20 protein-coding genes are annotated in these 24,145 nt (G+C 73.0%); 6 read left to right on the top strand and 14 right to left on the bottom strand.

What is annotated here, in order from left to right; genetic code table 11:
* Positions 1-9: 9 nt before the first annotated feature.
* On the bottom strand, positions 10-1,455 hold the full coding sequence (locus tag AB0A94_RS31260) for an MFS transporter (protein WP_361749332.1): 1,446 nt from the start codon (positions 1,453-1,455) through the stop codon (positions 10-12).
* Positions 1,456-1,562: 107 nt separating this feature from the next.
* Here AB0A94_RS31260 and dusB point away from each other — a divergent pair, with 107 nt between their 5' ends.
* Entirely contained in the window at positions 1,563-2,717 is a 1,155-nt protein-coding gene (gene dusB, locus AB0A94_RS31255) for a tRNA dihydrouridine synthase DusB (protein ID WP_361749331.1), read from the top strand.
* 766 nt (positions 2,718-3,483) lie between these two features.
* Positions 3,484-6,177, top strand: a complete 2,694-nt coding sequence (gene ppdK, locus AB0A94_RS31250; protein WP_361749330.1) for a pyruvate, phosphate dikinase — start codon at positions 3,484-3,486, stop codon at positions 6,175-6,177.
* 158 nt (positions 6,178-6,335) lie between these two features.
* On the opposite strand, the gene AB0A94_RS31245 is transcribed toward ppdK, so the two are convergent.
* Complete coding sequence (locus AB0A94_RS31245) at positions 6,336-6,743, bottom strand: hypothetical protein (RefSeq protein WP_361749329.1); 408 nt, start codon at positions 6,741-6,743, stop codon at positions 6,336-6,338.
* Between the two features lie 164 nt (positions 6,744-6,907).
* Between AB0A94_RS31245 and AB0A94_RS31240 the strand changes: the two genes are divergently transcribed.
* Complete coding sequence (locus AB0A94_RS31240; protein WP_361749328.1) at positions 6,908-7,576, top strand: hypothetical protein; 669 nt, start codon at positions 6,908-6,910, stop codon at positions 7,574-7,576.
* 32 nt (positions 7,577-7,608) lie between these two features.
* On the opposite strand, the gene AB0A94_RS31235 is transcribed toward AB0A94_RS31240, so the two are convergent.
* The 6 genes from AB0A94_RS31235 to AB0A94_RS31210 form a co-directional block, all read right to left on the bottom strand.
* A complete protein-coding gene (locus AB0A94_RS31235; RefSeq protein WP_361749327.1) occupies positions 7,609-8,049 on the bottom strand; it encodes an LAETG motif-containing sortase-dependent surface protein in 441 nt (146 codons plus the stop codon).
* 149 nt (positions 8,050-8,198) lie between these two features.
* Positions 8,199-9,356, bottom strand: a complete 1,158-nt coding sequence (locus tag AB0A94_RS31230; protein WP_361749325.1) for an alkaline phosphatase PhoX — start codon at positions 9,354-9,356, stop codon at positions 8,199-8,201.
* A gap of 130 nt (positions 9,357-9,486) precedes the next feature.
* Positions 9,487-10,443, bottom strand: a complete 957-nt coding sequence (locus AB0A94_RS31225; protein ID WP_361749324.1) for a superoxide dismutase — start codon at positions 10,441-10,443, stop codon at positions 9,487-9,489.
* A 186-nt stretch (positions 10,444-10,629) separates the two neighbouring features.
* Positions 10,630-10,980: a nitrite reductase small subunit NirD gene (nirD, locus tag AB0A94_RS31220; RefSeq protein ID WP_361749323.1), complete on the bottom strand. Its 351-nt coding sequence runs from the start codon at positions 10,978-10,980 to the stop codon at positions 10,630-10,632.
* Complete coding sequence (nirB, locus tag AB0A94_RS31215) at positions 10,977-13,583, bottom strand: nitrite reductase large subunit NirB (RefSeq protein WP_361749322.1); 2,607 nt, start codon at positions 13,581-13,583, stop codon at positions 10,977-10,979. Before nirB ends, nirD begins: the two co-directional genes overlap by 4 nt.
* Complete coding sequence (locus AB0A94_RS31210) at positions 13,583-14,800, bottom strand: FAD-dependent oxidoreductase (RefSeq protein WP_361749321.1); 1,218 nt, start codon at positions 14,798-14,800, stop codon at positions 13,583-13,585. Before AB0A94_RS31210 ends, nirB begins: the two co-directional genes overlap by 1 nt.
* Positions 14,801-14,995: 195 nt before the next feature.
* Here AB0A94_RS31210 and AB0A94_RS31205 point away from each other — a divergent pair, with 195 nt between their 5' ends.
* Positions 14,996-15,778, top strand: a complete 783-nt coding sequence (locus AB0A94_RS31205; RefSeq protein WP_361749320.1) for a TSUP family transporter — start codon at positions 14,996-14,998, stop codon at positions 15,776-15,778.
* 256 nt (positions 15,779-16,034) lie between these two features.
* Positions 16,035-17,471 (top strand): PQQ-binding-like beta-propeller repeat protein, encoded by a 1,437-nt coding sequence (locus AB0A94_RS31200; protein WP_361749319.1) that lies wholly within the window; start codon positions 16,035-16,037, stop codon positions 17,469-17,471.
* On the opposite strand, the gene AB0A94_RS31195 is transcribed toward AB0A94_RS31200, so the two are convergent.
* On the bottom strand, positions 17,461-18,372 hold the full coding sequence (locus AB0A94_RS31195; protein WP_361749318.1) for an NAD(P)-binding domain-containing protein: 912 nt from the start codon (positions 18,370-18,372) through the stop codon (positions 17,461-17,463). The two genes, AB0A94_RS31200 and AB0A94_RS31195, sit on opposite strands and share 11 nt — an antisense overlap.
* Before the next feature lie 106 nt (positions 18,373-18,478).
* Between AB0A94_RS31195 and AB0A94_RS31190 the strand changes: the two genes are divergently transcribed.
* Entirely contained in the window at positions 18,479-18,892 is a 414-nt protein-coding gene (locus AB0A94_RS31190) for a helix-turn-helix domain-containing protein (protein WP_361749317.1), read from the top strand.
* Here the strand turns inward: AB0A94_RS31190 and AB0A94_RS31185 are convergent.
* From AB0A94_RS31185 to AB0A94_RS31165, 5 genes are all read right to left on the bottom strand, one after another.
* Positions 18,830-19,480, bottom strand: a complete 651-nt coding sequence (locus tag AB0A94_RS31185) for a class F sortase (protein ID WP_361749315.1) — start codon at positions 19,478-19,480, stop codon at positions 18,830-18,832. The genes AB0A94_RS31190 and AB0A94_RS31185 overlap by 63 nt on opposite strands.
* A 118-nt stretch (positions 19,481-19,598) precedes the next feature.
* Positions 19,599-20,135 (bottom strand): hypothetical protein, encoded by a 537-nt coding sequence (locus AB0A94_RS31180; protein WP_361749314.1) that lies wholly within the window; start codon positions 20,133-20,135, stop codon positions 19,599-19,601.
* A 417-nt stretch (positions 20,136-20,552) separates the two neighbouring features.
* Positions 20,553-20,969, bottom strand: a complete 417-nt coding sequence (locus tag AB0A94_RS31175; RefSeq protein WP_361749313.1) for a gamma-glutamylcyclotransferase family protein — start codon at positions 20,967-20,969, stop codon at positions 20,553-20,555.
* Positions 20,970-21,098: 129 nt separating this feature from the next.
* Positions 21,099-23,231 carry a molybdopterin oxidoreductase family protein gene (locus AB0A94_RS31170; RefSeq protein ID WP_361749312.1) on the bottom strand — a complete coding sequence of 711 codons (2,133 nt, stop codon included), beginning with the start codon at positions 23,229-23,231 and terminating at the stop codon, positions 21,099-21,101.
* 99 nt (positions 23,232-23,330) lie between these two features.
* The gene (locus tag AB0A94_RS31165) at positions 23,331-24,032 is read right to left on the bottom strand and encodes an ElyC/SanA/YdcF family protein (protein WP_361749311.1); all 702 of its coding nucleotides are present in this window, start codon (positions 24,030-24,032) and stop codon (positions 23,331-23,333) included.
* Between the last annotated feature and the right edge of the window lie 113 nt (positions 24,033-24,145).

Below are 24,145 nucleotides of genomic sequence, written 5' to 3'. Positions count from 1 at the left end.
GGCGACTGCTCAGGCGCTCACGCCCGCATTCCGCCGCATCTCCGTCGACTCCAGCCGCTCCGCCGTCCGTTCGGCGGTCCTCCGCGCCCAGCGCCCCGAGGTCAGCGCGCCGACCACCAGCACCGCGAGCCCGCACCCCGCGAGGATCCACCACCCCGGCCGCGCCGCGGTCACGAACGCCTCCGCGTACGACGACGAGCCCACCCCCGCCGCCAGCACCGCGCCGATCACCGCGACGCCCAGCGCCTGGCCCAGCTGACGGCTGGTGGACGCGACCGCCGAGGCGACTCCCGCCTGCGCGGTCGGCATGCCGGAGACGGCGGTGTTGGTGATGGGGGCGTTGACGAAGCCGAAGCCGACGCCGAAGAGGACGTACCCGATGAAGAGGGTGGTGTTGGAGGTCTCGGCCTCGAAGAGGGCGAAGAGGAGCCCGCTGGCCGTCATCGCGCCGCCGGCGACCAGCAGCGGCAGGCGCGGGCCCCGGCCGCCGACCAGCCGGCCGGAGAGCGGGGCGCACAGGAAGGTCGGGACGGCCATCGGGAGCATCCACAGGCCCGCGTCCAGGGCGCTCAGGCCCCGCACGTTCTGCAGGTACAGCGTGGACAGGAACAGGAAGCCGCCGAGCGCGGCGAACGCGCTCACGGCTATCACCGTGGCCCCGCTGAACGGAGCCGAGCGGAAGAAGCGGAGATCGATGAGGGGTTCGCGGCGGCGGGGCTCGTAGCGCAGGAGGGCGACGAGGGCGGCCAGGGCCAGGACGGCGTACGGAGCGATCGACGCGGGGGAGGCGTGCGGGGCCTCGATGATCGCGTACGTCAGGGAACCGAACAGGACGATCACCAGGAACTGGCCGACCGGGTCCGGGCGGCGGGCCTTCGGGGCGCGGGACTCCGGGACGAAGCGCCAGGTGAGCAGCAGCGCGGCCAGGCCCACCGGCAGGTTGACCCAGAAGATGGAGCGCCAGCCGACCGACTCCACCAGCAGCCCGCCGACCAGCGGCCCCGCGGCCATCGAGATGCCGACGACCGCGCCCCACACGCCGATCGCGCGGGCCCGCTCGCGGGGGTCGGTGAAGGTGTTGGTGATGATCGACATGGCGACCGGGTTGAGCATCGAGCCGCCGATCGCCTGCACCATCCGGAACACGACCAGCCACGACAGGTCCGGCGCCAGGGAGCACAGCACCGAGCCGAGGGTGAAGACCACCAGGCCCGCCATGAACACCCGTCTGCGGCCGATCCGGTCCGCCGTGGAGCCCGCGAGCATCAGCAGCGAGGCCAGGACGAGCGTGTAGGCGTCGATGGTCCACTGCAGCCCCGAGGTGCTGGCGTGGAACTCCCGTTGCAGGGCGGGCAGGGCGACGTTGAGGACCGTGTTGTCCAGGCTCACGATCAGCAGGCTCATGCAGCAGATCGCGAGCACCAGCATGCGTCGGCCGTGGCTGAGCTCGGGCATGGGTGCCATCGTACGCGCGTTTCGATAGTGCGGTTAACTAATGACCGTTACATGATCTCCGTACGGCGACGCACCGGGTACCCCTCGGCATGCGGGACAATGGGGGAATGCCCACGCTCGCGCCCGCCACGGCCCCGCCCCTGCAGATCGGCCCGCACACGGCCCGGCCGCCCGTCGTGCTCGCCCCCATGGCCGGGATCACCAACGCGCCCTTCCGCACCCTGTGCCGGGAGTTCAGCGGCGGCAAGGGCCTGTTCGTCAGCGAGATGATCACCACCCGGGCGCTGGTCGAACGCAACGACAAGACCATGCAGCTGATCCGGTTCGACGAGAGCGAGAAGCCGCGCTCCATCCAGCTCTACGGCGTCGACCCGGTGACCGTCGGCAAGGCCGTCCGCATGATCGCGGAGGAGGGCCTCGCCGACCACATCGACCTCAACTTCGGCTGCCCGGTCCCCAAGGTGACCCGCAAGGGCGGCGGCTCGGCCCTCCCGTACAAGCGGAATCTGCTGCGGTCGATCCTGCGCGAGGCCGTGAGCGGCGCCGGGGACCTGCCGGTGACGATGAAGATGCGCAAGGGCATCGACGACGACCACCTGACCTACCTGGACGCCGGCCGGATCGCCGTCGAGGAGGGCGTGACCGCCATCGCGCTGCACGGCCGCACCGCCGCCCAGCACTACGGCGGCACCGCCGACTGGGACGCCATCGCCCGGCTGAAGGAGCACGTCCCGGAGATCCCGGTGCTCGGCAACGGCGACATCTGGTCGGCGGAGGACGCGCTGCGGATGGTGCGCGAGACCGGCTGCGACGGGGTGGTCGTGGGCCGGGGCTGCCTCGGCCGGCCGTGGCTGTTCGCGGACCTGGTGGCCGCCTTCGAGGGGCGCACGGACGCCTATGTGCGGCCCACCCTGCGCGAGGTCGCCGACGTCATGGTCCGGCACGCCACGCTGCTGGGGGAGTGGATCGGCGACGAGTCGCGCGGCGTGATCGACTTCCGCAAGCACGTCGCCTGGTACCTGAAGGGCTTCGCGGTCGGCTCCGGGATGCGGAGGCGGCTCGCGGTCACCTCCTCGCTGGAGGAGCTGCGGGCCGGGCTCGACGAGCTGGACCTCGACCAGCCCTGGCCCACCGGCGCCGACGGGCCCCGCGGCCGTACGTCCGGCAACAACCGGGTGGTGCTGCCGGACGGCTGGCTGAAGGACCCCTACGACTGCGCGGGCGTCGGCGAGGACGCGGAACTGGACACCTCCGGCGGCTGATCGGCCCTTCGTGGGGTGCGGGACGGAGCCGTAGGCCGTCAGTAAGCGGTCGCGGAAGGAGCTCATCTTCCACACCGGTGCGTCCTCGGCGGGGCGCGGGCGACGGCGGGGGTGTGCGTCGCGTGCAGTACCGCGCGGGCGTGTGCCGCGCAGGCGTGTGTCGCGCGGACGTGTGCCGCGCGGGCGTGTGAAGACAGGCAGCCCGGAGGTCCCTTCCGTACCGAGCCCGGTGGGAGGCGGACCCGGCGTGGGGGTCCGGGTCCGCCGTCGTTCCGTACGGGCGGGGTGGCCGGTGCGTTCATCCGACCGGCGGATTTCGGGTGCCGGAACCGGTCCGCATGGTGGAATCCGGCTCGCTGTGGCAGCGTGATTCTCGCCACCCTTGATAAGGGTTGCGCTCAGATGAGCGGATCTTGGGCGACTGCACTTCTCAAAGGGTGGCACTCAGTGCCACCCTTTGATCGTTCAGCGGGCGAAATCAAACGTGGAGATTGTTGCTCATGTGAGCGAACGGGAGGGGATTGAGGAGGTCGATGCGTTCAAGAAGTGAAAACATTCGGCCACTGTGGCTTGCCAAGCTTTGACTTTCGATCCGCTGGCGGACGAGTGGTTACAGGCGCATGACGCACAAGTGGACGTACCCAGGCGCCTTCGATCTGGGTACATTCCTCGCCGTCAGGGCAGCCACCGCGTCCTCGAGGAGTCGAGACCCGTGTCGGAAAACAAAGATCACCATGGAGCTCAGCCGGGCGCGAGCGTTGAGGGCGTGAAGTTCGTCTACGACTTCACCGAGGGCAACAAGGATCTCAAGGACCTCCTCGGCGGCAAGGGGGCCAACCTCGCCGAGATGACCAACCTGGGCCTTCCCGTCCCGCCCGGCTTCACCATCACCACCGAGGCCTGCAAGACCTACCTCGACAGTGGCGAGGAACCGACGGCACTGCGTGACGAGGTGAGTGCGCACCTCGACGCCCTCGAAACGAGGATGGGCAAGAAGCTCGGGCAGGCCGACGACCCCCTCCTCGTGTCGGTCCGCTCCGGGGCGAAGTTCTCCATGCCGGGCATGATGGACACCGTCCTCAACATCGGTCTGTCGGACAAGTCCGTGCAGGGCCTGGCCGCGCAGGCCGGCGACGACCGGTTCGCGTGGGACTCCTACCGGCGCCTGATCCAGATGTTCGGCAAGACCGTCCTCGGCGTCGACGGCGAGCTGTTCGAGGACGCGCTGGACGCGGCGAAGGCGGCCAAGAAGGTCACCGTCGACACCGAGCTGGAGGCCGCCGACCTCAAGAAGCTCGTCACCAAGTTCAAGAAGATCGTCAAGACCGAGGCCGGCCGGGACTTCCCGCAGGACCCGCGCGAGCAGATGGACCTCGCCATCAAGGCGGTCTTCGACTCCTGGAACGGCGACCGCGCCAAGCTCTACCGCCGCCAGGAGCGCATCCCGCACGACCTGGGGACGGCCGTCAACGTCTGCTCCATGGTCTTCGGCAACCTCGGCCCGGACTCCGGCACGGGTGTCGCGTTCACGCGGGACCCCGCCAGCGGCCAGCAGGGCGTCTACGGCGACTACCTGCAGAACGCGCAGGGCGAGGACGTGGTCGCGGGCATCCGCAACACCGTGCCGCTCGCCGAGCTGGAGTCGATCGACAAGAAGTCGTACGACCAGCTGATGCAGATCATGGAGACCCTGGAGAACCACTACAAGGACCTCTGCGACATCGAGTTCACCATCGAGCGCGGTCGGCTGTGGATGCTCCAGACCCGCGTCGGCAAGCGCACGGCGGGCGCCGCCTTCCGCATCGCCACGCAGCTGGTGGACCAGGGCCTGATCGACGAGGCCGAGGCGCTCACCCGCGTCAACGGCGCCCAGCTCGCCCAGCTGATGTTCCCCCGCTTCGACGAGGACGCCAAGGTCGAGCAGGTCGGACGCGGCATCGCCGCCTCCCCGGGCGCGGCCGTCGGCAAGGCGGTCTTCGACTCCTACACCGCCGTGAAGTGGTCGCGTTCCGGCGAGAAGGTCATCCTGATCCGCCGCGAGACCAACCCCGACGACCTGGACGGCATGATCGCCGCCGAGGGCATCCTCACCTCCCGCGGCGGCAAGACCTCCCACGCGGCCGTGGTCGCGCGCGGCATGGGCAAGACCTGTGTCTGCGGCGCGGAGGAGCTGGAGGTCGACACCAAGCGCCGCCGGATGACCGTCCCCGGCGGGCACGTGGTCGAGGAGGGCGACGTCGTCTCCATCGACGGCTCCTCCGGCAAGGTCTACCTGGGCGAGGTCCCGGTCGTCCCGTCCCCGGTCGTGGAGTACTTCGAGGGCCGGATGCACCCGGGCGCCGACGACGCCGACGAGCTGGTCGAGGCCGTGCACCGGATGATGGCCTTCGCCGACCGCAAGCGCCGGCTGCGGGTGCGGGCCAACGCCGACAACGCCGAGGACGCGCTGCGCGCCCGCCGCTTCGGCGCCCAGGGCATCGGCCTGTGCCGCACCGAGCACATGTTCCTCGGCGACCGCCGCGAGCTGGTGGAGCGGCTGATCCTGGCCGACACCGAGGCCGAGCGCGACGAGTCCCTGAAGGCCCTGCTGCCGCTCCAGAAGCGGGACTTCGTGGAACTCTTCGAGGCGATGGACGGCCTCCCGGTCACCATCCGCCTGCTCGACCCGCCGCTGCACGAGTTCCTGCCCGACATCACCGAACTGTCGGTCCGCGTCGCCCTCGCCGAGTCCCGGCAGGAGCCGCACGAGAACGAGCTGCGCCTGCTCCAGGCCGTGCACCGCCTCCACGAGCAGAACCCGATGCTGGGCCTGCGCGGCGTCCGCCTCGGCCTGGTCATCCCCGGCCTGTTCACCATGCAGGTGCGGGCCATCGCGGAGGCGGCGGCCGAGCGCAAGGCCGCCAAGGGCGACCCGCGTGCGGAGATCATGATCCCGCTGGTCGGCACGGTCCAGGAGCTGGAGATCGTCCGCGAGGAGGCCGACCAGGTCATCGCCGAGGTCGAGCGGACCACCGGCACCTCGCTCAGGCTCTCCATCGGTACGATGATCGAGCTGCCGCGCGCCGCGCTGACCGCCGGCCAGATCGCGGAGGCGGCGGAGTTCTTCTCCTTCGGCACCAACGACCTCACCCAGACGGTGTGGGGCTTCTCCCGGGACGACGTGGAGGCCAGCTTCTTCACCGCCTACCTGGAGAAGGGCATCTTCGGGGTGTCGCCGTTCGAGACGATCGACAAGGACGGCGTCGGCTCGCTGGTCGCCGCCGCCGCGAAGGCCGGCCGCGAAACCCGCCCCGACCTGAAGCTCGGCGTCTGCGGCGAGCACGGCGGCGACCCGGAGTCGGTCCACTTCTTCCACGAGGTCGGCCTGGACTACGTCTCCTGCTCCCCGTTCCGCATCCCGGTCGCCCGCCTGGAGGCCGGCCGCGCGGCCGTCACGTCGACGGGCAGCGACCACCGCTAGCCCCCACGGGGCGAATCGAGCCCCGGAGCCGTCGTCTGTCACCCGACCACCCTCACCGATCGGCGACGGCTCCGGACCACGAAAGAGAGGGCGGCACCCGTGCGGGGGTGCCGCCCTTTCGCGTGTGCGGGGCCCTCCGCCGGAGCCGGGCACCGCGTTCAGTGCGGTGGCGGCAGCGGGTCCAGGGCGTTGGCCACGGTGCAGCCGCCCTCTCCCGGCATCCGCTGGATCCGGGGCGGCACCCGCACCGCGAAACAACGCCGCACGACGACCTCCTCGGGGTCGAACCATCCGTTGTACGCCGAGCCGGACGTGCGGACGACCACGTCGACGCCGTCCCCGTCGTGAGTCGAGGTGCCCGTCACCCGCAGCACCTCCACCCCGTCGATGCCGGAAGCGGAGCGCCCCACCTCCTCCGCCGTGCGCGGACGCTGGCCGTGGAGCCGCTCGCCCGCCTTCCTGGCCGCCTCCCGTGCGGCGTCCGTCGCCTCCCCCTCGGAGGACTGCACCGCTCCGCAGCCTACGGTGAACAGCAACAGCGGTGTGAGCAGCAGCAGTCGGCGCATGCGTCCACCCTCCCGGCGCCGCGCGCGGCGGGCAACCTGCTCGCTGCGCTCACGGTCACCCCGGTGCGTTCGCTCAGGCTGCTGTCTTTTGACGGTGGGTCCCGATGTAGTGTCCCGTGCCGGACTCACGGAGCCGCCGTGGCGGGGGAGCACAGGGAGCAGCAGTGCCACTGGGGATGCGCAGGATCGGCATCAGGCCACTGAGCAGTATGGGCGGGTACGCCGTCGACCCGTGGCGGTCGGTGCGGCGGACGGTCGGGGTGGCGCTGTCCGGATGGGCCGCCGCGGCGGTCACCGCCGGGGTGTCCTACCTGTCGCTGCGCTGGGTGGCGGTCCCCATCATCGTGGGGACGGCGATGTGCGTGGGCTTCGTCGTGCTGCTGTGCATCCTCCACCGCGCGGCGTGGATCGGCGTGCTGTCCCTCGTCCCCGGGGCGTTCATCCTCTTCGGGGCCGTCCAGTACGCGCCCGAGGCGGCGTTGGAGCTGCGCGGGGTGCGCGAGAGCGTGGTGATCGTGGCGGACAGCGTGGACGAGACCGGGGGCGACAACCACCGGTTCACGCTGCGCACGGCGGACGGCGAGGAACTGGAGGAACGGCTCACGTACAACGGGGACGCCTGGGCCCCGGAGGTGGGCGACCGGTTCGACGTCCTCCGTGACCCGGAGGGCGTGGTGCCGATGGAGCAGGCGGACGACGTGGACCCGGCGGGGCGGCTCGACGGTCTGATCGGCGGCCTCGTGGCGTGGACCCTCATGGCGGTCCTCGCCGGGCGGCGCGGGCATGTGCGGCGCCGGCGGGGGAAGACCGACTCCCTGCTGCTGTCCCTGTAGGGCCGGGGAGCCGGTCTTCGCGCGGGACGGCGTCAGTCGGAGTCGCCGCGGCGCCTGCGGGCCGCGATCATCACGCCGCCGCCCAGGAGGACGACGGCCGCGCCGCCGGCCGCGATGTACGGGGTGGCGTTGCTGCCGCCGGTCTCGGCGAGGTCGGTGCCGCCGCCCTGCTCCTTGCTGCCGGAGCCGGTGCTCCCCGTGTTCTCCGTGTTCCCGGTGTCGGTGTCGCTCTCGGTCTCCTCGTGGGGCGTGAAGTCGGCCGGCGGCTTGTCGCAGCCGATGCCGTCGCCGTCGCGGTCCAGGTGCTCGCCGTAGTGGGCGCTGGTCTCGGGGATGTCGGCGTGCCCGTTCTCGTACGCCTCGGAACAGTTCTCGAACGGGGTGTTGCCGCCGTGCGCCTCGGCGGTGGCCGGTACGGCGGCCAGGGCGAGCGCGGCGAGGACCGCGGCGGCGGAGGTACGGAACGGGTTCATGGTGAAGAGCCCCCCAGATCGGGCGATTGCGTGTGCTTGGTACGAGGGTGACGAAGCTACTGGGGGGCTCGTGCCGTATGGGGCTTATGGAAAGCTTGTGATGTGAACGTGACGTGACCGGGTGGTAGCTCTCCGCTGTGTCCCGGCCGTCACGCCCGGAACGGCCCCGTCACCTCGTACGTGATCCCGCCCGACGAACTCCCGCTCGTGCCGCGCTGGCTGGAGAAGTACAGGCGGGTGCCGTCGGGGGAGAAGGCCGGGCCGGTGATCTCGGAGCCGGACTGGCCGCCGATGCGGAGGAACGGGGCCACCACGTCGTCGGGCGTGATGACGCAGATCTCCATGGTGCCGCCGTCCTCGGCCACGAAGAGGTCGCCGGAGGCGGCGCCGGTGACGTTGTCGACGCCCGACAGGGGAGCGCCGCCGCCGGTCACCAGCGAGTCGTCGTAGGCGAGTTCGATGGTCTGGGCGGACGCGTTGTACTGCCAGACGCGGTTGTCGCCCTTCGTGGTGAACCAGCAGGTGTCGTCGGCGTAGTAGCAGCCCTCGCCGCCGTTGAAGCGCTTGGCGCCGGAGACCTGGTTGCGGGTGGCGGTGGCGCCGGACGGGTCCGGGACCCGCGCCCAGCTCACCGGGCCGCTGGTGCCGCTGCCGGCGACCAGTACCTCCAGGGTGCCCGAGGACAGGTCGCCCCAGGTGGTGGGCCGGAAGCGGTAGAAGCAGCCGTCCGTGACGTCCTCCGTCAGGTACACGACCCTGCGCACCGGGTCGGCCGCCGCCGCCTCGTGCTTGAAGCGGCCCATCGCGTCACGGCGGACGGCCGCCTTCACGCCCCAGGGGTCGGTCTCGTAGACGTACCCGCGGTCCACCTCCTCGCAGGACAGCCAGGTGTTCCACGGGGTCTTCCCGCCCGCGCAGTTCTGCCGGGTGCCGGACAGGACGCGGTACGCGCCCGTGATGGCGCCGGTGGCCGAGAACTTCAGCGCGCTCGCCCCGCCGGAGGGGTTGATCTCCGAGTTGGAGACGTAGATCCAGCCCGACCCGTCCGCGTAACAGGCTCCGCCGTCGGGGGCGTTGTGCCAGGTGTACGAGGTGCCGGTGACCGTCCGGCCGGAACGGGCGACGACCCGGCTGGTGAAACCGGCGGGCAGGCTGATGCCGTTGGCGTCCGCCGCCCCGAGCGGACCGTACGGGCCGCTGCCGGGCTGGGCGGGCGCGGCGTACGCCGCGCCGCGCCACAGGGTCCCGCCGAGGACGGAGGAGGTGCCGCCGACGGCGGTCGCACGAAGGAAGGTACGACGTTCCATTGCCGCTCCAAGAGGTGCCGTGACCGGCCCGCCGCCAGTTGGCGGCGGGGGCGTGCGGTCAGGGAACCTAGGGGCGCGGAATGGACGCTTCATGGCCGGGGGCGTACCGGCGGATGACCATCCCAGGGGCCTACAGGGGCACGGCCACCGCCGTGAACGTCGTCTCCGGGGTCTGCGGGCTGGTGAAGCGGGCGTTGACCAGGTAGAGGCGGTCGCGGAAGCGGGCCGCGGTGGCGGGGACGTCGAAGCGCGGGTCGGTGATCGAGCGGCGCAGGGTCGCCGTGGCGGCGCGGGCGTCCAGGTCGAAGACCGTGACGACGTTCGAGCGGTTCTGCACGACGTACAGGGTGCGGCCGACGCGGACCAGGCCGTCGCCGTTGACCACGTTCTCCGCGCCGGACAGGGCGATGCGGGTGGCGCGTCCGGTGCGCAGGCTCACGCGGTACAGCTCGCCCGGGGTGCTCTTGACCACGATCACGTCGCGCCCGTCGGGGGTGCTCACGATGCCGTTGGCGTTGTTGACGCCGGGCAGCTGCTCCCAGTCGCCGGTGAGCGGCAGGGCGCGGACGCTGCCGTCCCGGCCGCGCGGGACGCCGTGGAGGACCGCGTCGCGGGAGTCGGTGAACCAGGCGCGGTCCCGGAAGAGGACGACGTCGTTGACGAAGTGGCCGGTGGGTGCGGTGAGTTCGTACGTCGTCCGCAGCTCGCCGGTGCGGGCGTCGACGGTGCGGGCGGTGCCGCCACCGCCGCCGGAGACGTACAGCAGGCCGTCGTCGCCCAGCTTGAGGCCGATGGCCGCGCGGCCGGGGGCGCCCTCGTGGAGGACTGCGCCCTTGCCGGTGCGCAGGTCGGTGCGGTAGATCGCGCCGTCGGCGCGGGAGCCCAGGTAGGCGTACGGCGCGCTGCCGATGGTGATGCCCTCGGGCAGCCAGCCGTCCGGCAGCGGGAACTCGGTCGGCCAGGCGGGCCGGTGGCCGGCGGCCCGCGCCGTACCGGTGCCGGCCGTCGCCGCCAGCGCGGCGACGGCGGCACCGCCGAGCACGGCGCGCCGGGAGGGTTGGATGTGCTGCGGGTGGTTCCGGGTCATGGTCCGGGCCTCCGTGACGGATGGGGGGATGAACCACCCCGATGAAACTCCATGGACCGGCCCCGCTGAACACGGGACACGAACCCGACAGGAAGTCGACAGGCCCCGGGACCCGGTGTGGAATTCGGGTGCCGGACCCGGTGTGGAATTCGGTGCCGGTCCCGGCGTGGAGCCCGGCGCGGCCGGCTACGCCGCCTTCACCTCGTACGCCGTCACCCGTACCGCCTCGTCGTCCAGGCACTGGCCCGACTCCAGGTCGAAGCGCTGCTTCAGGAGCGGGGAGGCGACGAAGGGGCGGCCCTGGTGGGTGCCGGTCAGGCCGCGGGAGAGGACCGCCGCGCCGGTGAAGGGGTCGCGGTTGTCGATGGCGTACAGGCGGCCGACGCGGTCGGCGAAGACGGCGGCCTGGCGGCCGTCGGGGAGGAGGGCGGCCACCCCGCGGCCCGGGAGCAGCGCGCTCAGGTCGCAGACCGTGAACCAGTCGTCGGCGAGGCGGAGCCGGACCTTCAGATCGGTGGTCTCGAGGGTCAGGGTCATCGCGTGGCGCTTCCTTCCAGGATGTCGTCGGCAGGGCGCAGGCCGATGTTCAGCAGCGGCAGGTCGGGCTTCATCTGGTCGCGCTCGGGGACGAAGGCGACCACCGGGTCGGGGGTGTCGGGGGCGTTCACGAAGGACACGAAGCGGGCCAGCTTCTCCGGGTCGTCGAGGGTCTCGGCCCACTCGTCGCGGTAGTGCGAGACATGGGCGGCCATCAGGGCCTCCAGCTCGTCGCAGATGCCGAGCGAGTCGTGGACGACGACGTCCCGCACGTGGTCCAGGCCGCCGGGGATGCGGTCCAGCCATACGCTGGTGCGCTCCAGGCGGTCCGCGGTGCGGATGTAGAACATCAGGAACCGGTCGATCAGGCGGATCAGTTCGGCGTCCGAGAGGTCCTGGCCGAGCAGGTCGGCGTGGCGCGGGGTGGCGCCGCCGTTGCCGCCGACGTAGAGGTTCCAGCCGCTCGCGGTGGCGATGACGCCGAAGTCCTTGGACTGGGCCTCCGCGCACTCGCGCTGGCAGCCGGAGACCGCCGACTTGAGCTTGTGGGGGGAGCGCAGGCCCCGGTAGCGCAGCTCCAGGTCGATCGCCATGCGCACGGAGTCCTGGACGCCGTAGCGGCACCAGGTCTGCCCGACGCAGGACTTCACCGTGCGCAGCGACTTGCCGTAGGCGTGGCCCGACTCGAAGCCCGCGTCGACCAGGCGGGCCCAGATGACGGGCAGTTGCTCCACCCGCGCGCCGAACATGTCGATGCGCTGACCGCCGGTGATCTTCGTGTAGAGGCCGAAGTCGCGGGCGATCTCGCCGATCACGATCAGCTTCTCCGGGGCGATCTCACCGCCGGGGATGCGGGGCACGACCGAGTACGAGCCGTTCTTCTGCAGGTTGGCCAGGAAGTGGTCGTTGGTGTCCTGCAGCGCCGCCTGCTCGCCGTCCAGGACGTGGGTGCTGGCGCCGATCGTCGGGGCGAGGGAGGCGATGATCGAGCCGACCGTCGGCTTGCAGACCTCGCAGCCGTCGCCGCCGCGCGCCGCCTCCCGGCCGTGGCGGTCGAGCAGGTCGCGGAAGGAGGTGACGCGCAGGGCGAGGACGATCTCGTACAGCTCCTCGCGGGTCTGGGAGAAGCAGGCGCACAGGCCCTTGTCGACCTCGACGCCGCTCGCCTCCAGCTCGGCGTTGATCAGCTGACCGAGGACCTTGACGCAACTTCCGCAGGTCGTCCCGGCCTTGGTGCACTTCTTCACCTCGGGCACGGTGGTGCACCGGTGCTCGGTGACCGCCTCGCGGATCGTGCCCTTGCGGACGTTGTTGCAGGAGCAGATGATCGCGTCGTCCGGCAGCGCGGACGGGCCGAGCTGCACGGGCGCCCCGGCGCCGGCCGGCAGCACCAGCGACTCCGGCGAGACCGGCGGGACGGAGCCGGTGAAGGCCTTCAGCGTGCCGTACGCCTCCGCGTCGCCGACCAGGATGCCGCCGAGCAGCGTGCCGTCCCGGCCGATGACCAGCTTCTTGTACAGGCCGGAGCGGGAGTCGGAGTAGACGACGTCCAGGCAGTCCTCGGCGGTGCCGTGGGCGTCGCCGAAGGACGCCACGTCCACGCCGAGCAGCTTCAGCTTGGTGGACAGGTCCGCGCCGGTGAAGGACGCCTCGTCGGCGGCGATCGTCGCGGCGGCCGTCTCGGCCTGTTCGTAACCGGGCGCCACCAGGCCGTACACCCGGCCGTCGGCGGCCAGCGCGCACTCGCCGATCGCGAAGACGTGCGGGTCGGCGACCGTGCGGCACTGCTCGTCGACCGCGATGCCGCCGCGCTCGCCGACGGTGAGGCCGCAGTCCCGGGCCAGCTGGTCGCGGGGGCGGACACCGGCGGAGAACACCACCAGGTCGGTGGCGAGTTCGGAGCCGTCCGACAGCCTCATGCCGGTGACGGCGCCCGAGGCGTCGGTCAGGATCTCCTGCGTGCCCACCCCCGTGTGGACGGACAGGCCCATCTCCTCGATGGTGCGCAGCAGCGCCGCGCCGCCGCCCTCGTCGACCTGGACGGGCATCAGCCGGGGCGCGAACTCCACGATGTGGGAGGTGAGTCCGAGGCCCTTGAGCGCGCCCGCCGCCTCCAGGCCGAGCAGACCGCCGCCGACCACGGCACCGGTCGTCGACGTCCTCGCGTACTCCTCGATCGCGAGGAGGTCCTCGATCGTGCGGTAGACGAAGCAGCCCTCGGCGTCCTTGTTCGGCACCGGCGGCACGAACGGGTAGGAGCCGGTGGCCAGCACCAGGACGTCGTAGTCGACGACCAGCCCGGAGCGGGCCGTCACCGTGCGCGCCTCGCGGTCGACGCTCTCCGCCGGGTCGCCGACGTGCAGCTCGATGCCGTGCTCCTCGATGAAGGACGGGTCCGTCATGGACAGGTCCTCGGGCGTCCTCCCCGAGAAGTACGAGGTGAGCTGGACGCGGTCGTACGCCGGGCGCGGCTCCTCGCACAGCACGACCACGCGGTGCGTGGCGGTCAGGCCGCGCTCGGCGAGCGCCTCGAGGAAGCGCTGGCCGACCATGCCGTGGCCGACGAGCACGATCGTGGGGGATGCCCCGGGAGTGGCGGTCATCAGGAGCCTCCATCGTTGGTGAGCAGGTGGAGCAGGGGCCCGCCGTCGGAGGGGAGCGGCTCTGCTCCCTCCCAGGCGCGCGCGAGGGCGCCGACGGTGCCGAGTTCGCCGACGAGGACCCCGCCGACCAGGCGGTCGTCGCGGACGACGACCTTGCGGTAGGTGCCCCGGGTGCGGTCGGTGAGCTGGACGACGTCGTCGCCCGGCAGCGCCTCGGTCTCGCCGAAGGCGGCCAGGTCGAAGGGGCTGTCCGGCCCGGTGAGGGTGAGCCGGGTCAGCGAACGGGTGCCGGTGTAACGGGCTTCGGTGTCCCCGGCGAGCAGCGCGGCGAGCGCGTCGGCCTGTTCGAGGGCGGGGGTGGCCAGCCCGTACACCGTGCCGGCGTGCTGGACGCAGTCGCCGATCGCGTGGATGTACGGGTCGGAGGTGCGCAGCTCGTCGTCGACGACGACGCCCTTGCGGACGTCGAGCCCGGCGGCCTGCGCGAGGCCGGCGCGCGGGTGCACCCCGCAGGCCAGGACCACGAGGTCGGCGTCGAGGGCGTAGCCGTCGGCCAGCTCCACCGAGCGGACGGCGCCGCCGACACAGCGCACGTCCCGCACCCGGCACTCGGTGTGCACCTCCACGCCGAGGTCGGTCAGGTGCCGCGCGACCAGCGCGGACGCGGCCGGGTCCAGCTGGCGTTCCATGAGCCGCTCGGACTGCTGGGCGAGGACGACCTGCGCGCCGCGCACGGCGAGCGCGCGGGCCGCGGAGACCCCGAGCAGCCCGCCGCCGATCACCACCGCCCGCACCCCGGGCCGTACCGCCTTGGCCAGGCCCAGGCAGTCGTCCAGGGTGCGGAACGCGTGCACGCCCTCGGGCAGCTCGTGGTCCTCGGTGAACAGGCCGCGCAGCGGCGGCAGTACGGGGTTGGAGCCGGTGGCCAGGACCAGCCTGTCGTATGCGATCACCGACCCGTCCGCGCAGACGACGGTCCGCCCGGCACGGTCGATGCCGGTGACCCGGGCGCGGGTCAGCGCCGCGGGCGCCGGCAGGGCGATCACCTCGGGGCTGTACCGTCCGGCCAGCACCTCGGCGAGCAGCACCCTGTTGTACGGGCGGTGCTCCTCCTCGCCGACCAGCGTCACGGGTGTGCCGAGCTCGCCGAGCCGCCGGGCGAGCCGTACGCCCGCGAGGCCGGAGCCGATCACCACCACACGATCGTTCGAGGTCATGTCCCTGAGCGTGCGGTGCGGGTGTTACCCGGTGGCATCCCCTCTGTTTCCCCCGCGGAACGCTGCCCTCAGTGGGGCCGGGGGGTGGATGTGAGGGTTCCGGGGACGCGGCCGGGCGGGGCTGTGAGGAGGCCAACCTCAACAAACGCTCATCTTGATGGACGCAGCATCTACCCCGTCCCTAGGCTCACGGCCATGCCCGACATCTCCCTGACCACGGTCGTCCTGCTCTGTCTGGCCGCCCTCGCCGCCGGCTGGATCGACGCCGTGGTCGGCGGCGGCGGGCTGCTGCTCCTGCCCGCCCTGCTGCTCGGCCTGCCCGCCGGCACCCCCGCCGCGCACGCGCTCGGCACCAACAAGGCGGTCGCGATCGTCGGCACCACGGGCGCGGCGGTCACCTACGCCCGCAAGGCACCGGTCGACGTGAAGACCGCCGTACGCATCGGACTGGCCGCCCTCGCCGGATCGTCGGCCGGGGCCTTCTTCGCGGCCGGGATGAGCACCGAGGTCCTCAAGCCGGTGATCATGGTGGTGCTGCTCGCCGTGGCCGCCTTCGTGATCCTGCGCCCCGCCTTCGGCGCGGCCCCCGTCACCGGCCCGGCGACCCGCCGCCAGATCCTCGCCGCGATCGGCCTGGCCGGCCTCGGCATCGGCTTCTACGACGGTCTCGTCGGCCCCGGCACCGGCACGTTCCTCGTCCTGGCGCTCACCGCCCTGCTCCACCTCGACCTGGTCACCGCCTCCGCCACCGCCAAGATCGTCAACTGCTGCACCAACGCCGGGGCCCTCGCCACCTTCGCCTGGCAGGGCGCGGTGCTGTGGCAACTGGCGGCGCTGATGGCGGTGTTCAACCTGGCGGGCGGCACGCTCGGCGCGCACACGGCCCTGAAGAAGGGCAGCGGCTTCGTCCGCGTCGTCCTGCTGACGGTCGTCTTCGCGCTGGTCGCGAACCTGGCGTACGAGCAGTGGCTGGCCTGAGCGTCCGAGTGCCGGCCGGCCCGGGCGGCACACCCGGTGATCAACCCGGCTGACGTGATCCACTCGTGCGGGTTAGGCTCCAGCGCCGCCATGACGCGGGCGGCCGGTGCTGGGGAGCGCCGCGGAACGGAACAAGGGTGGGGGAGAAGATGGTTGAGGACGACAGACCGTCAGGGACGCGGCCGCTGGGGAAGGCCGCACTGGTGGTCGGAGCGGGCGCGTTGGCCGGGCTCGCGGTGGAGTTCCACGTGCTGGGGTGGACGTCCTTTCCGGCAACAGCTGCGGCGGCAGGTACCGGCCCTGCCCGGAGGGTACGACGCCCACCCTCATCCTGGCGTTCGTCCTCACCTTCGTGGGCTTCGTCGGGCTCACCATCGCCCTCGCCGCGTTCACGCGGATCCGCCCCGGCAAGGCCGTGCCCGGGGCGCTCGTCGCGGCGGGCGTGCTGATCGCGCTGTGGCCCGGCTGGCAGGCCTACCTCTGGATGCGCGGACCGGTGCTCGACCGCGCCTGGCAGTCCGGCCCGGACCGGCCCGCGAGCGTGCGCGGCGTCGGGGCCTGGGCGGTGGGCGAGGACGGCGGCACGGTCGTACGCGCCCGGACCGACGCGCTGGTCGCGTACGACTCCGGCAGCGGGGACCGGGGGTGGGTGCTGCGGGCGCCCGTGCGGGAGTCGGTGTGCGCGATGAGCGAGCGGATCGTCGACGGCATCGGCCTGGTCGCCTTCGAGCGGGACGACAAGCCCTGCGACACCGTGTGGGGCGTCGACGTGAGCAGCGGACGCAAGGTGTGGGAGCGGAACTTCACCGGGAGGACACTGCTGAATGGCGGCGGAGGGGTGCTCAGCGCCGACGCGGGCGTGGCCGTGGCGCTGGGGGACCGCTCCCTCCACGGGTACGGGCTCACCGACGGCGCGGCGCGCTGGACCGTGAAGCCCACCGCCGCCGGGACCGGGGGCGAGGAGGACGCCGAGTGCGAGCCGGTGACGGCCTCCTCGGCCGACGGCACCACCCGGGTGGCCGTGACCTGCGGCTACTACACCGACTTCCACTCGGCGTGGATCCTCACCCTCGACACCGCCACGGGCAAGGAGCTGAGCCGGCGTGCGCTGCCGGTCGAGAGCTACCTGTCCTCGGCCGCGGTGCTCTCCGCCGAGCCGTTCACCCTGCTGGTGGAGGAGAAGGACGAACGCGGCCTCGCCGCCGTGCTGTCCTACGGCGACCCGGACGACCCGAAGCGGGAGCCGGTGACGATCCCGCTCACCGCCGACGAGGAGGACCTGGCCGTCACCGCGTCCGGCCCCACGTTCGCCGCCCGGCCGGTGTTCCGGGCCGTGGTCGCCGGCGGGAACCTGATCGTGGCCGCCGCGAAGCCGGGTGCGGACCATCCCGAGCGGGTCGCGGCCTACGCGCTCGACGACGGCCGCCGCCGCTGGCACGCGGACCTGGGCACCGGGGTCGTCGCCCTCGCCCCGGCGGGCCCGGACCGGGTGGCCGTCCTCGGCGATTCGCAGCGCCTGTGGACGCTCACCACCGACGACGGCACCCGGGTGGGCGAGGAGGACGGCACCACGGTGCGCGACATCTCGTTCAAGCTCGACAGCGGCCCGCAGCTGGTCCGGGCGGGCGACGGCTGGGTGATCGTCAACGCCGACGGCGACACCTATCCCCCGGCGCTCGCGGTCAGTCCCTAGCCGCCGCCCGCACCAGCGCGTCGACCAGGCCCGCCCCGTCGTGGTCGCCGTGGCCGTCGGCGACGTGACGGGCCATCAGGTCCATGTAGGGCGTCAGCAGTTCCGCGCTGACGCCCTGCTCCTCGGCGGTGCGCAGCAGCGTGGCGTTGCCGGCGGACTGCATCGCCAGATTGGAGACCACGCCCGTGGTGTAGTCGCCGCTCACCAACTGCTCGGCGGTCCGGTGCGCGGACGGCGTCATCGCGGTGAGCCACGAGGTGAGCAGCGGCGCGAAGTCCTTGGGCGAGATGTCCTCCCGGCGGATCAGGGCGAAGGCGTGGGTGATGCCCGCGAACAGTCCGCTCATGGCGCTCAGCAGCGCCACGTCGTGCAGTGAGGCGAAGCCCGGGTCGGTACCCACGTAACGGGTGCCCGTGGGCACGGCGAGGGTGTCGCGGTGCTCCTCGAACACGTCCTGGGAGCCGCTGTAGAACACATAACCCCCGGACTCCGGGATCCCGATCATCGGCGGAATCGCCATGATCCCGCCGTCCAGGAAACGGGCGCCGCGCGCCTCGGCCCAGGCGGCGCGGGTGCGGCCGTCCTCCGGGGTCCCGGTGGTGAGGTTCACCAGGTCCCGTCCGGTCAGGTCGGCGTCCTCCAGCGCCTCGCCGACGGAGGCGTCGTCCAGCAGACAGGCGATCACCAGGCGGTTCGCGGCCACCGCCTCGGCGGCGCTCGCGGCGACCGCGGCGCCCTCGGCGGCCAGGGCCCCGGCGCGGGCGGGGGTGCGGTTCCAGACGGTCACGGGGTGCCCGGCGGCGAGCCAGGTCCGGGCCAGCGCGGTGCCCATGGCGCCGGTGCCGAGGAGGGTCAGGGGAGTGCGGGAAGCGGGGGCGGGGGCAAGGGTGTTGTCGGTCATGGCGACTAGGCTCGCCGCGGGGAAGGACCTGCTCAAGTACGTACTTCGAAGTGGGCGCTTACCCCGGGGAAAGGGTGCAGGCAGCGGAAGCGGACGGGTGGCGGGCATGGTGACGGGACGGCGGCCGGGCGGGTACGTGTGCGGGACCGACGCGGCGATGGACGTGATCGGCGGCAAGTGGAAGGTGCTCATCCTCTGGGAGCTGGGCGAACGGCCGCACCGCTTCGGCGAGTTGCGCCGGAAGCTGTCCGGGGTCACCGAGAAGGTGCTCGCCTCGCACCTGCGGGAGATGGAGGCCGACGGCATCGTGCACCGCGAGGAGTACGACGAGGTGCCGCCCCGCGTCGAGTACTCGCTGACGCCGCGCGGGGTGTCCCTCAACGCGGCGCTGGAGCCGCTCGGGGCCTGGGGACGGGAGAACGTGCTCGGGGAGGCGGACCGCGGGGTGCCGGGCGGTTCAGCGGCTGCCCGTCAGGTGCGCGTAGACGACGACGTTCCCCTGGTACCCGGTCGTCCGTGACCAGCCCCCGCCGCAGGTGATGACCCGCAGCTCGGGGCGGGGCGCCGCGCCGTACACCTTCCCGTCGGGGAAGCCCTGCGCGTCGTACACCTCGACGGCGTCCACCGTGAACACCGCGACACCGCCGTCGCGGCGGTCCACCTCGATGGTGCTGCCCTTGCGCAGGGCGCCGAGGGAGTAGAAGACGGCGGGGCCGTCGGCGTTGTCGACGTGGCCCGCGACGATCGCGGTGCCCGTCTCCCCGGGGGTGGCGCCGGCCTCGTACCAGCCGGCCAGGTTCTCGCGGTCGGCCGGGGGGACGTCGAGGCTGCCGGTGTCCGTCAGGCCGAGACCGGTCAGGGGCGCGTCCACGTCGATCGCGGGGATGCGGATGCGGTCGGGCGGGGAAGGCGGCAGGGCGGGGGCCGAGGCCCGGACCGCGCTGCGGTCGTCGTCCTCCGTGTGCGCCTGGGCGGCGGACGGCTGCGGCGGCGCCTGCGTCCCGGTCCCGTCGCGCAGCAGCCACATTCCCGCACACAGGGCGAACACCGTGATGGCGGCTGTCGCTGCGTTGCCCGGACCCCCGGTCCGGCGGAACCTGCGGCGCATGACGGACTGACCTCATCTCGAGTCGGCCCCCGTACCCCCCTCCGGGCCGCGAGGGGCGTCGGACCCGGAGGGGGAGGGGACATGCGGTACCGGCGGGACGGGCGGCGGAGGATGCCCGTCAGATCCCGTCGCCTCTCGCCCGGCGATGCAGGAGCCAGGTACCGCCCGCGGCGGCGACGGCGAGAGCCGTCACACCGGCCGCGGTCTGCACGGGGTCGGGGCCCAGCGCGCCCCCGACCCCCGTCTTCACACTCCCCCGGGGAACCACCTGCTGCGTGTCGGGCGTCAGCGTGACCACCAGGTCACCGGCCACCCGCCGGCCGTTCCCGTCACACGTCGCGACGATCTCGTACGTCCCCGGCTGCGCGCTCGGCGGCACCCTGAACTGTCCGATCGCGTTCCGTTCGTGCGTGCTCGGCGCCAGCGTGAACCGGCCGGCGCCCACGGCGGTGGCGTCGCCCGCCGCCGTCCCGCCGTCGCCGCACGTCCCGGTGTTCACCGTGACGTGCGATCCCGGTGCGACCGAGGACGGGTACACCTCCAGGCCTCCGGCCGGCGTGCCGTGGGACTCCCCGGCGTACGCGGGCGCGGCGAGCAGCCCCGCGGCGGCCACGGCGAGCACGGTGCCGGTCAGCGGCCGGGCGGTACGTCGCATCGATGCTCCCTCGAGCGGGTCACGGCCCGCGGCACCCCCATGTGCCGCCGTCGGACGCGTCCCTGCCCCTTCGAGGTAAGTGCCACCGGGGCCGTACCGCTTCCTGAGCGGGCGTCAGGAAGCGGGCTGAACGGGTGTCGGGCCACACTCGGACGGCCGCCCCCTTCACCGCGTTTCAGCAGGTCACCGGTGCCGCGCCGATCGGGTCGCGGTGAAGCGTCCGAAGGGTGCGGCGTACGGGGGTGAACGGGTGACCGGCGGGTCCGCGACGATCGGGTGCGGGGAGGTGGGGCGGAGTGGGAGTGCGCACCGGCGTGCCGACGGCGATGTGGGCCCTCGTGCTCCGGGGGCTGTTCCAGGCCGGCCAGGGGGTGACGAGCCACGGGACGAGCGGACACGACGGCCGCGGGGCCGCGACTAGGCTCCCGCTCCCCGCCACTCCCCGCCCTCGATCGGCTTCCCCCGCACCCGCAGCCGGGCGGCGACGGCGGGCGCGGCGACGTACACCCAGGCCCGCACCGCCGTGCCGTCGGCGGCCCGGACGACGTCCCGCGCCACCCGCTCGTAGAGGTTGCGCGGATCGCCCGGCACGTACTCCTCCAGCCGGTCCAGCTCGGCGAGCAGCCCCGCGTACGCCTCCGGCAGCGCGGTCACCAGTTCCCCGCTCACCACGGAGCCCGGCTCCTCGACGGCGTACGGGTATCCCGGCCCCTCGTACAGCACCGCGCCCCGGAGCCGGCCGGGTTCCTCGCGCAGGGTGCGGCCGCGCAGGAAGAGGCCGTGGTTGGTCCCGCCGGGGCGGAGGGTGCCGTAGACGAAGAAGGGGAGGATCACTGGTTCACCTGCGCGGACGGTCGGCGGAGCCTTGCGGGGACGATTCTCGCCCCGCGCGCACCCGTGGCCGCCGGTACCGGACGAACCGGCCGGTCGCGCGTGCGGTCTCACCCCGCGCCCCCGTGGCCGCTACGGCGAGGAGGGCGCGGGCCGGTCGGCCCCCACCACCTCGAGGCGTACCGCGCACGCCTTGAACTCGGGCATCCGGGAGGTCGGGTCGAGGGCGGGGTTGGTGAGGGTGTTGGCGCGGCCCTCACCGGCCCAGTGGAACGGCATGAAGACCGTGTCCGGACGGATCGCGGTCGTGATCCTGGCCGGCGCCACCGCCCGCCCCCGCCGGGACACCACGGCCACCGGGTCGCCCTCGGCCGCGCCGAGCCGCTCCGCGAGCCGGGGGTGCAGCTCCACGAACGGGCCGGGCGCGGCGGCGTTCAGCTCGTCGACGCGCCGGGTCTGGGCACCGGACTGGTACTGCGCCACGACCCGCCCGGTGGTCAGCAGCACGGGGTACGCGTCGTCGGGCTCCTCGGCGACCGCCCGGTGCGACACCGGCGCGAACCGCGCCCGCCCGTCCTCGGTGGCGAACCGGTCGAGGAAGAGCCGGGGGGTGCCGGGGTGGGCGCCGTCTCCCGGGCCCTCGTCCGCCGGGCACGGCCAGAACACGCCGTTCTCCTCCGCCAGCCTCCGGTAGGTGATCCCCGAGTAGTCCGCCGGCCCGCCCGCGCTCGCCCGGCGCAGCTCCTCGAAGACCTCCTCGGGGTCGGTCGGGAAGCCCTTCTCCAGGTTCCGGTCGCCGCCCAGCCGCGCGGCCAGTTCGTGCATGACCTCCAGGTCGCTGCGGACGCCCTCCGGCGGAGTGATCGCGCGCCGCCGCAGCAGCACCCTGCCCTCCAGGTTCGTCGTCGTCCCCGTCTCCTCCGCCCACTGCGTCACCGGCAGGACGACGTCGGCGAGCGCGGCCGTCTCCGACAGCACGACGTCGCACACCACCAGGAAGTCCAGCGAGCGGATCCGCTCCTCGACGTGCGCGGCGCGCGGCGCCGACACCACCGGGTTGGAGCCCATCAGCAGCAGGGAGCGGATGTCCGTGCCGAGCGCGTCGAGCAGCTCGTACGCGCTGCGCCCCGGGCCGGGAAGGCTGTCGGGGTCGACGCCCCACACCCCGGCGACGTGCGCCCGCGCCGCCGGGTCGGTGAGCTTGCGGTAGCCGGGCAACTGGTCGGCCTTCTGGCCGTGTTCGCGCCCGCCCTGCCCGTTGCCCTGCCCGGTCAGGCACCCGTACCCGGACAGCGGCCGGCCCGCCCGCCCCGTCGCCAGGCACAGGTTGATCCACGCGCCCACCGTGTCCGTGCCCTTGGACTGCTGCTCGGGCCCGCGCGCGGTGAGCACCATCGCCGCCTCCGGCTCGCAGAACAGCCTTACGGCTTCCCGCAGTTGCGGCACGGACACGCCCGTGATCCGCTCCACGTACTCCGGCCAGTGCGCCATCGCGGCGGCCCGGGTCTCCTCCCAGCCGCCGGTGCGCTCCCGGATGTACGCCTCGTCGGTGCGCCCCTCGGCGACGATCAGGTGCAGCAGGCCCAGCGCCAGCGCGAGATCGGTGCCGGGGCGCGGCGCCAGGTGCAGATCGGCCTGCTCGGCGGTCTTCGTGCGGCGCGGGTCGACGACGATCAGCGTGCCGCCGTTCTCCCGCAGTTCGGTGAAGTAGCGCAGCGACGGCGGCATGGTCTCCGCCGGGTTCGACCCGACCAGGATCACGCACCCGGTCCGCGGGATGTCCTCCAGCGGAAACGGCAGTCCGCGGTCGAGGCCGAACGCCTTGCCGCCCGCCGCCGCGGCCGACGACATGCAGAACCGCCCGTTGTAGTCGATCTGGGAGGTCCCCAGCACCACCCGCGCGAACTTCCCCAGGCTGTACGCCTTCTCGTTGGTCAGCCCGCCCCCGCCGAACACCCCGACCGCGTCCGCCCCGTACTCCGCACGCGTCCGACCGAGCCCCCCGGCGACCCGCTCCAGCGCCTCCTCCCAGGAGGCCGGCACCAGCGCGCCCCCCGCGGAGCGCACCAGCGGCGAGGTCAGCCGCACGCTCGACGACAGCACGGCGGGCGCCGTGCGCCCCTTCCCGCACAGCGCCCCCCGGTTCACGGGGAAGTCCGCGCGCTCGCTCACCTCGACGGCTCTCCCGTCGGGGGACGGCGTCAGATTCATCCCGCACTGCAGGGCGCAGTACGGGCAGTGCGTGGGCGTCACGGTGTCTCGCATACGGCCCAGGCTGCGCCGTCGGTGTTACGCACCGCGCCGGCCGCTGTTACACCCCGGGTACGGCGACCTCCCCGCCGGCCGGGGCCCGCGGTGAGGGATTCATCCGACGCTCCGCGCGGACGCCTCCTCGAGCGCCCGCTCCACCCCCGGCTCCCTCGGCCCGAGGAAGCGCGGGTCCGGGCGGAAGACGGCGTCCAGGGCCGCCTTCCCCGCCGCGAAGATCTCCCGGACGCCCCCGTAGTACCAGGTGACGTCGTGACGGTCGGCCACGCCGACGCCGTACGAGGTGACGCCGGCCGTCCGGCACAGGGCCACCGCGCGGCGGATGTGGAAGCCCTGGCTGATCAGCACCGCGCGGTCCACGCCGAAGATCTTCTTCGCGCGGACGCAGGAGTCCCAGGTGTCGAAGCCCGCGTAGTCGCTGACGATCCGCGCGTCGGGCACACCGTGCCGGGTGAGGTAGGCGCGCATCGCGTCCGGCTCGTCGTACTCCTTACGGCTGTTGTCGCCGGTGACCAGCACCACCTCGATCCGCCCCGCGCGGTACAGCTCCGCCGCGGCGTCCAGCCGGTGCGCGAGGTACGGCGACGGCTCCCCGTCCCACAGGCCCGCGCCGAAGACCACGGCGACGTCGGTGCGCGGCACGTCGGCGGTGGTGCGCAGCCGGTCGTCCGTCGTCACGCGCAGCCAGGTCGCCGGCAGCAGCGCCAGCACGCACACCGCCGCCACCCCCTGCACCAGCCGCCGCCACCCCGTACGGGTGCGCGGCAGACGCGGACGGCGGACTGTGAAACGGCGCATCGGACGGGCCCTCCCCGGTCGGTCCTCGACGGTGAGAGACGCCCCGCCGAGCCTTCCGGTTCGCATCACGTACCGTGACCGGTTTCACGGCCCGGGGGTGGAACGGCCGGTGG

It is taken from the genome of Streptomyces sp. NPDC044984 (assembly GCF_040646935.1).
In the GTDB taxonomy this organism is placed as follows: Bacteria; Actinomycetota; Actinomycetes; order Streptomycetales; family Streptomycetaceae; genus Streptomyces.
The sequence above is the reverse complement of the archived record's forward strand: the minus strand, read 5'-3'. Positions and strand labels throughout refer to the sequence as shown.

Bases quoted from the DNA above. Each gene is read 5' to 3' on its own strand.
- AB0A94_RS31260 (WP_361749332.1), bottom strand. From the start codon at position 1,455: ATGCCCGAGCTCAGCCACGGCCGACGCATGCTGGTGCTCGCGATCTGC.
- dusB (WP_361749331.1), top strand. From the start codon at position 1,563: ATGCCCACGCTCGCGCCCGCCACGGCCCCGCCCCTGCAGATCGGCCCG.
- AB0A94_RS31245 (WP_361749329.1), bottom strand. From the start codon at position 6,743: ATGCGCCGACTGCTGCTGCTCACACCGCTGTTGCTGTTCACCGTAGGC.
- AB0A94_RS31235 (WP_361749327.1), bottom strand. From the start codon at position 8,049: ATGAACCCGTTCCGTACCTCCGCCGCCGCGGTCCTCGCCGCGCTCGCC.
- AB0A94_RS31230 (WP_361749325.1), bottom strand. From the start codon at position 9,356: ATGGAACGTCGTACCTTCCTTCGTGCGACCGCCGTCGGCGGCACCTCC.
- AB0A94_RS31225 (WP_361749324.1), bottom strand. From the start codon at position 10,443: ATGACCCGGAACCACCCGCAGCACATCCAACCCTCCCGGCGCGCCGTG.
- nirD (WP_361749323.1), bottom strand. From the start codon at position 10,980: ATGACCCTGACCCTCGAGACCACCGATCTGAAGGTCCGGCTCCGCCTC.
- nirB (WP_361749322.1), bottom strand. From the start codon at position 13,583: ATGACCGCCACTCCCGGGGCATCCCCCACGATCGTGCTCGTCGGCCAC.
- AB0A94_RS31210 (WP_361749321.1), bottom strand. From the start codon at position 14,800: ATGACCTCGAACGATCGTGTGGTGGTGATCGGCTCCGGCCTCGCGGGC.
- AB0A94_RS31205 (WP_361749320.1), top strand. From the start codon at position 14,996: ATGCCCGACATCTCCCTGACCACGGTCGTCCTGCTCTGTCTGGCCGCC.
- AB0A94_RS31195 (WP_361749318.1), bottom strand. From the start codon at position 18,372: ATGACCGACAACACCCTTGCCCCCGCCCCCGCTTCCCGCACTCCCCTG.
- AB0A94_RS31190 (WP_361749317.1), top strand. From the start codon at position 18,479: ATGGTGACGGGACGGCGGCCGGGCGGGTACGTGTGCGGGACCGACGCG.
- AB0A94_RS31185 (WP_361749315.1), bottom strand. From the start codon at position 19,480: ATGCGCCGCAGGTTCCGCCGGACCGGGGGTCCGGGCAACGCAGCGACA.
- AB0A94_RS31180 (WP_361749314.1), bottom strand. From the start codon at position 20,135: ATGCGACGTACCGCCCGGCCGCTGACCGGCACCGTGCTCGCCGTGGCC.
- AB0A94_RS31170 (WP_361749312.1), bottom strand. From the start codon at position 23,231: ATGCGAGACACCGTGACGCCCACGCACTGCCCGTACTGCGCCCTGCAG.
- AB0A94_RS31165 (WP_361749311.1), bottom strand. From the start codon at position 24,032: ATGCGCCGTTTCACAGTCCGCCGTCCGCGTCTGCCGCGCACCCGTACG.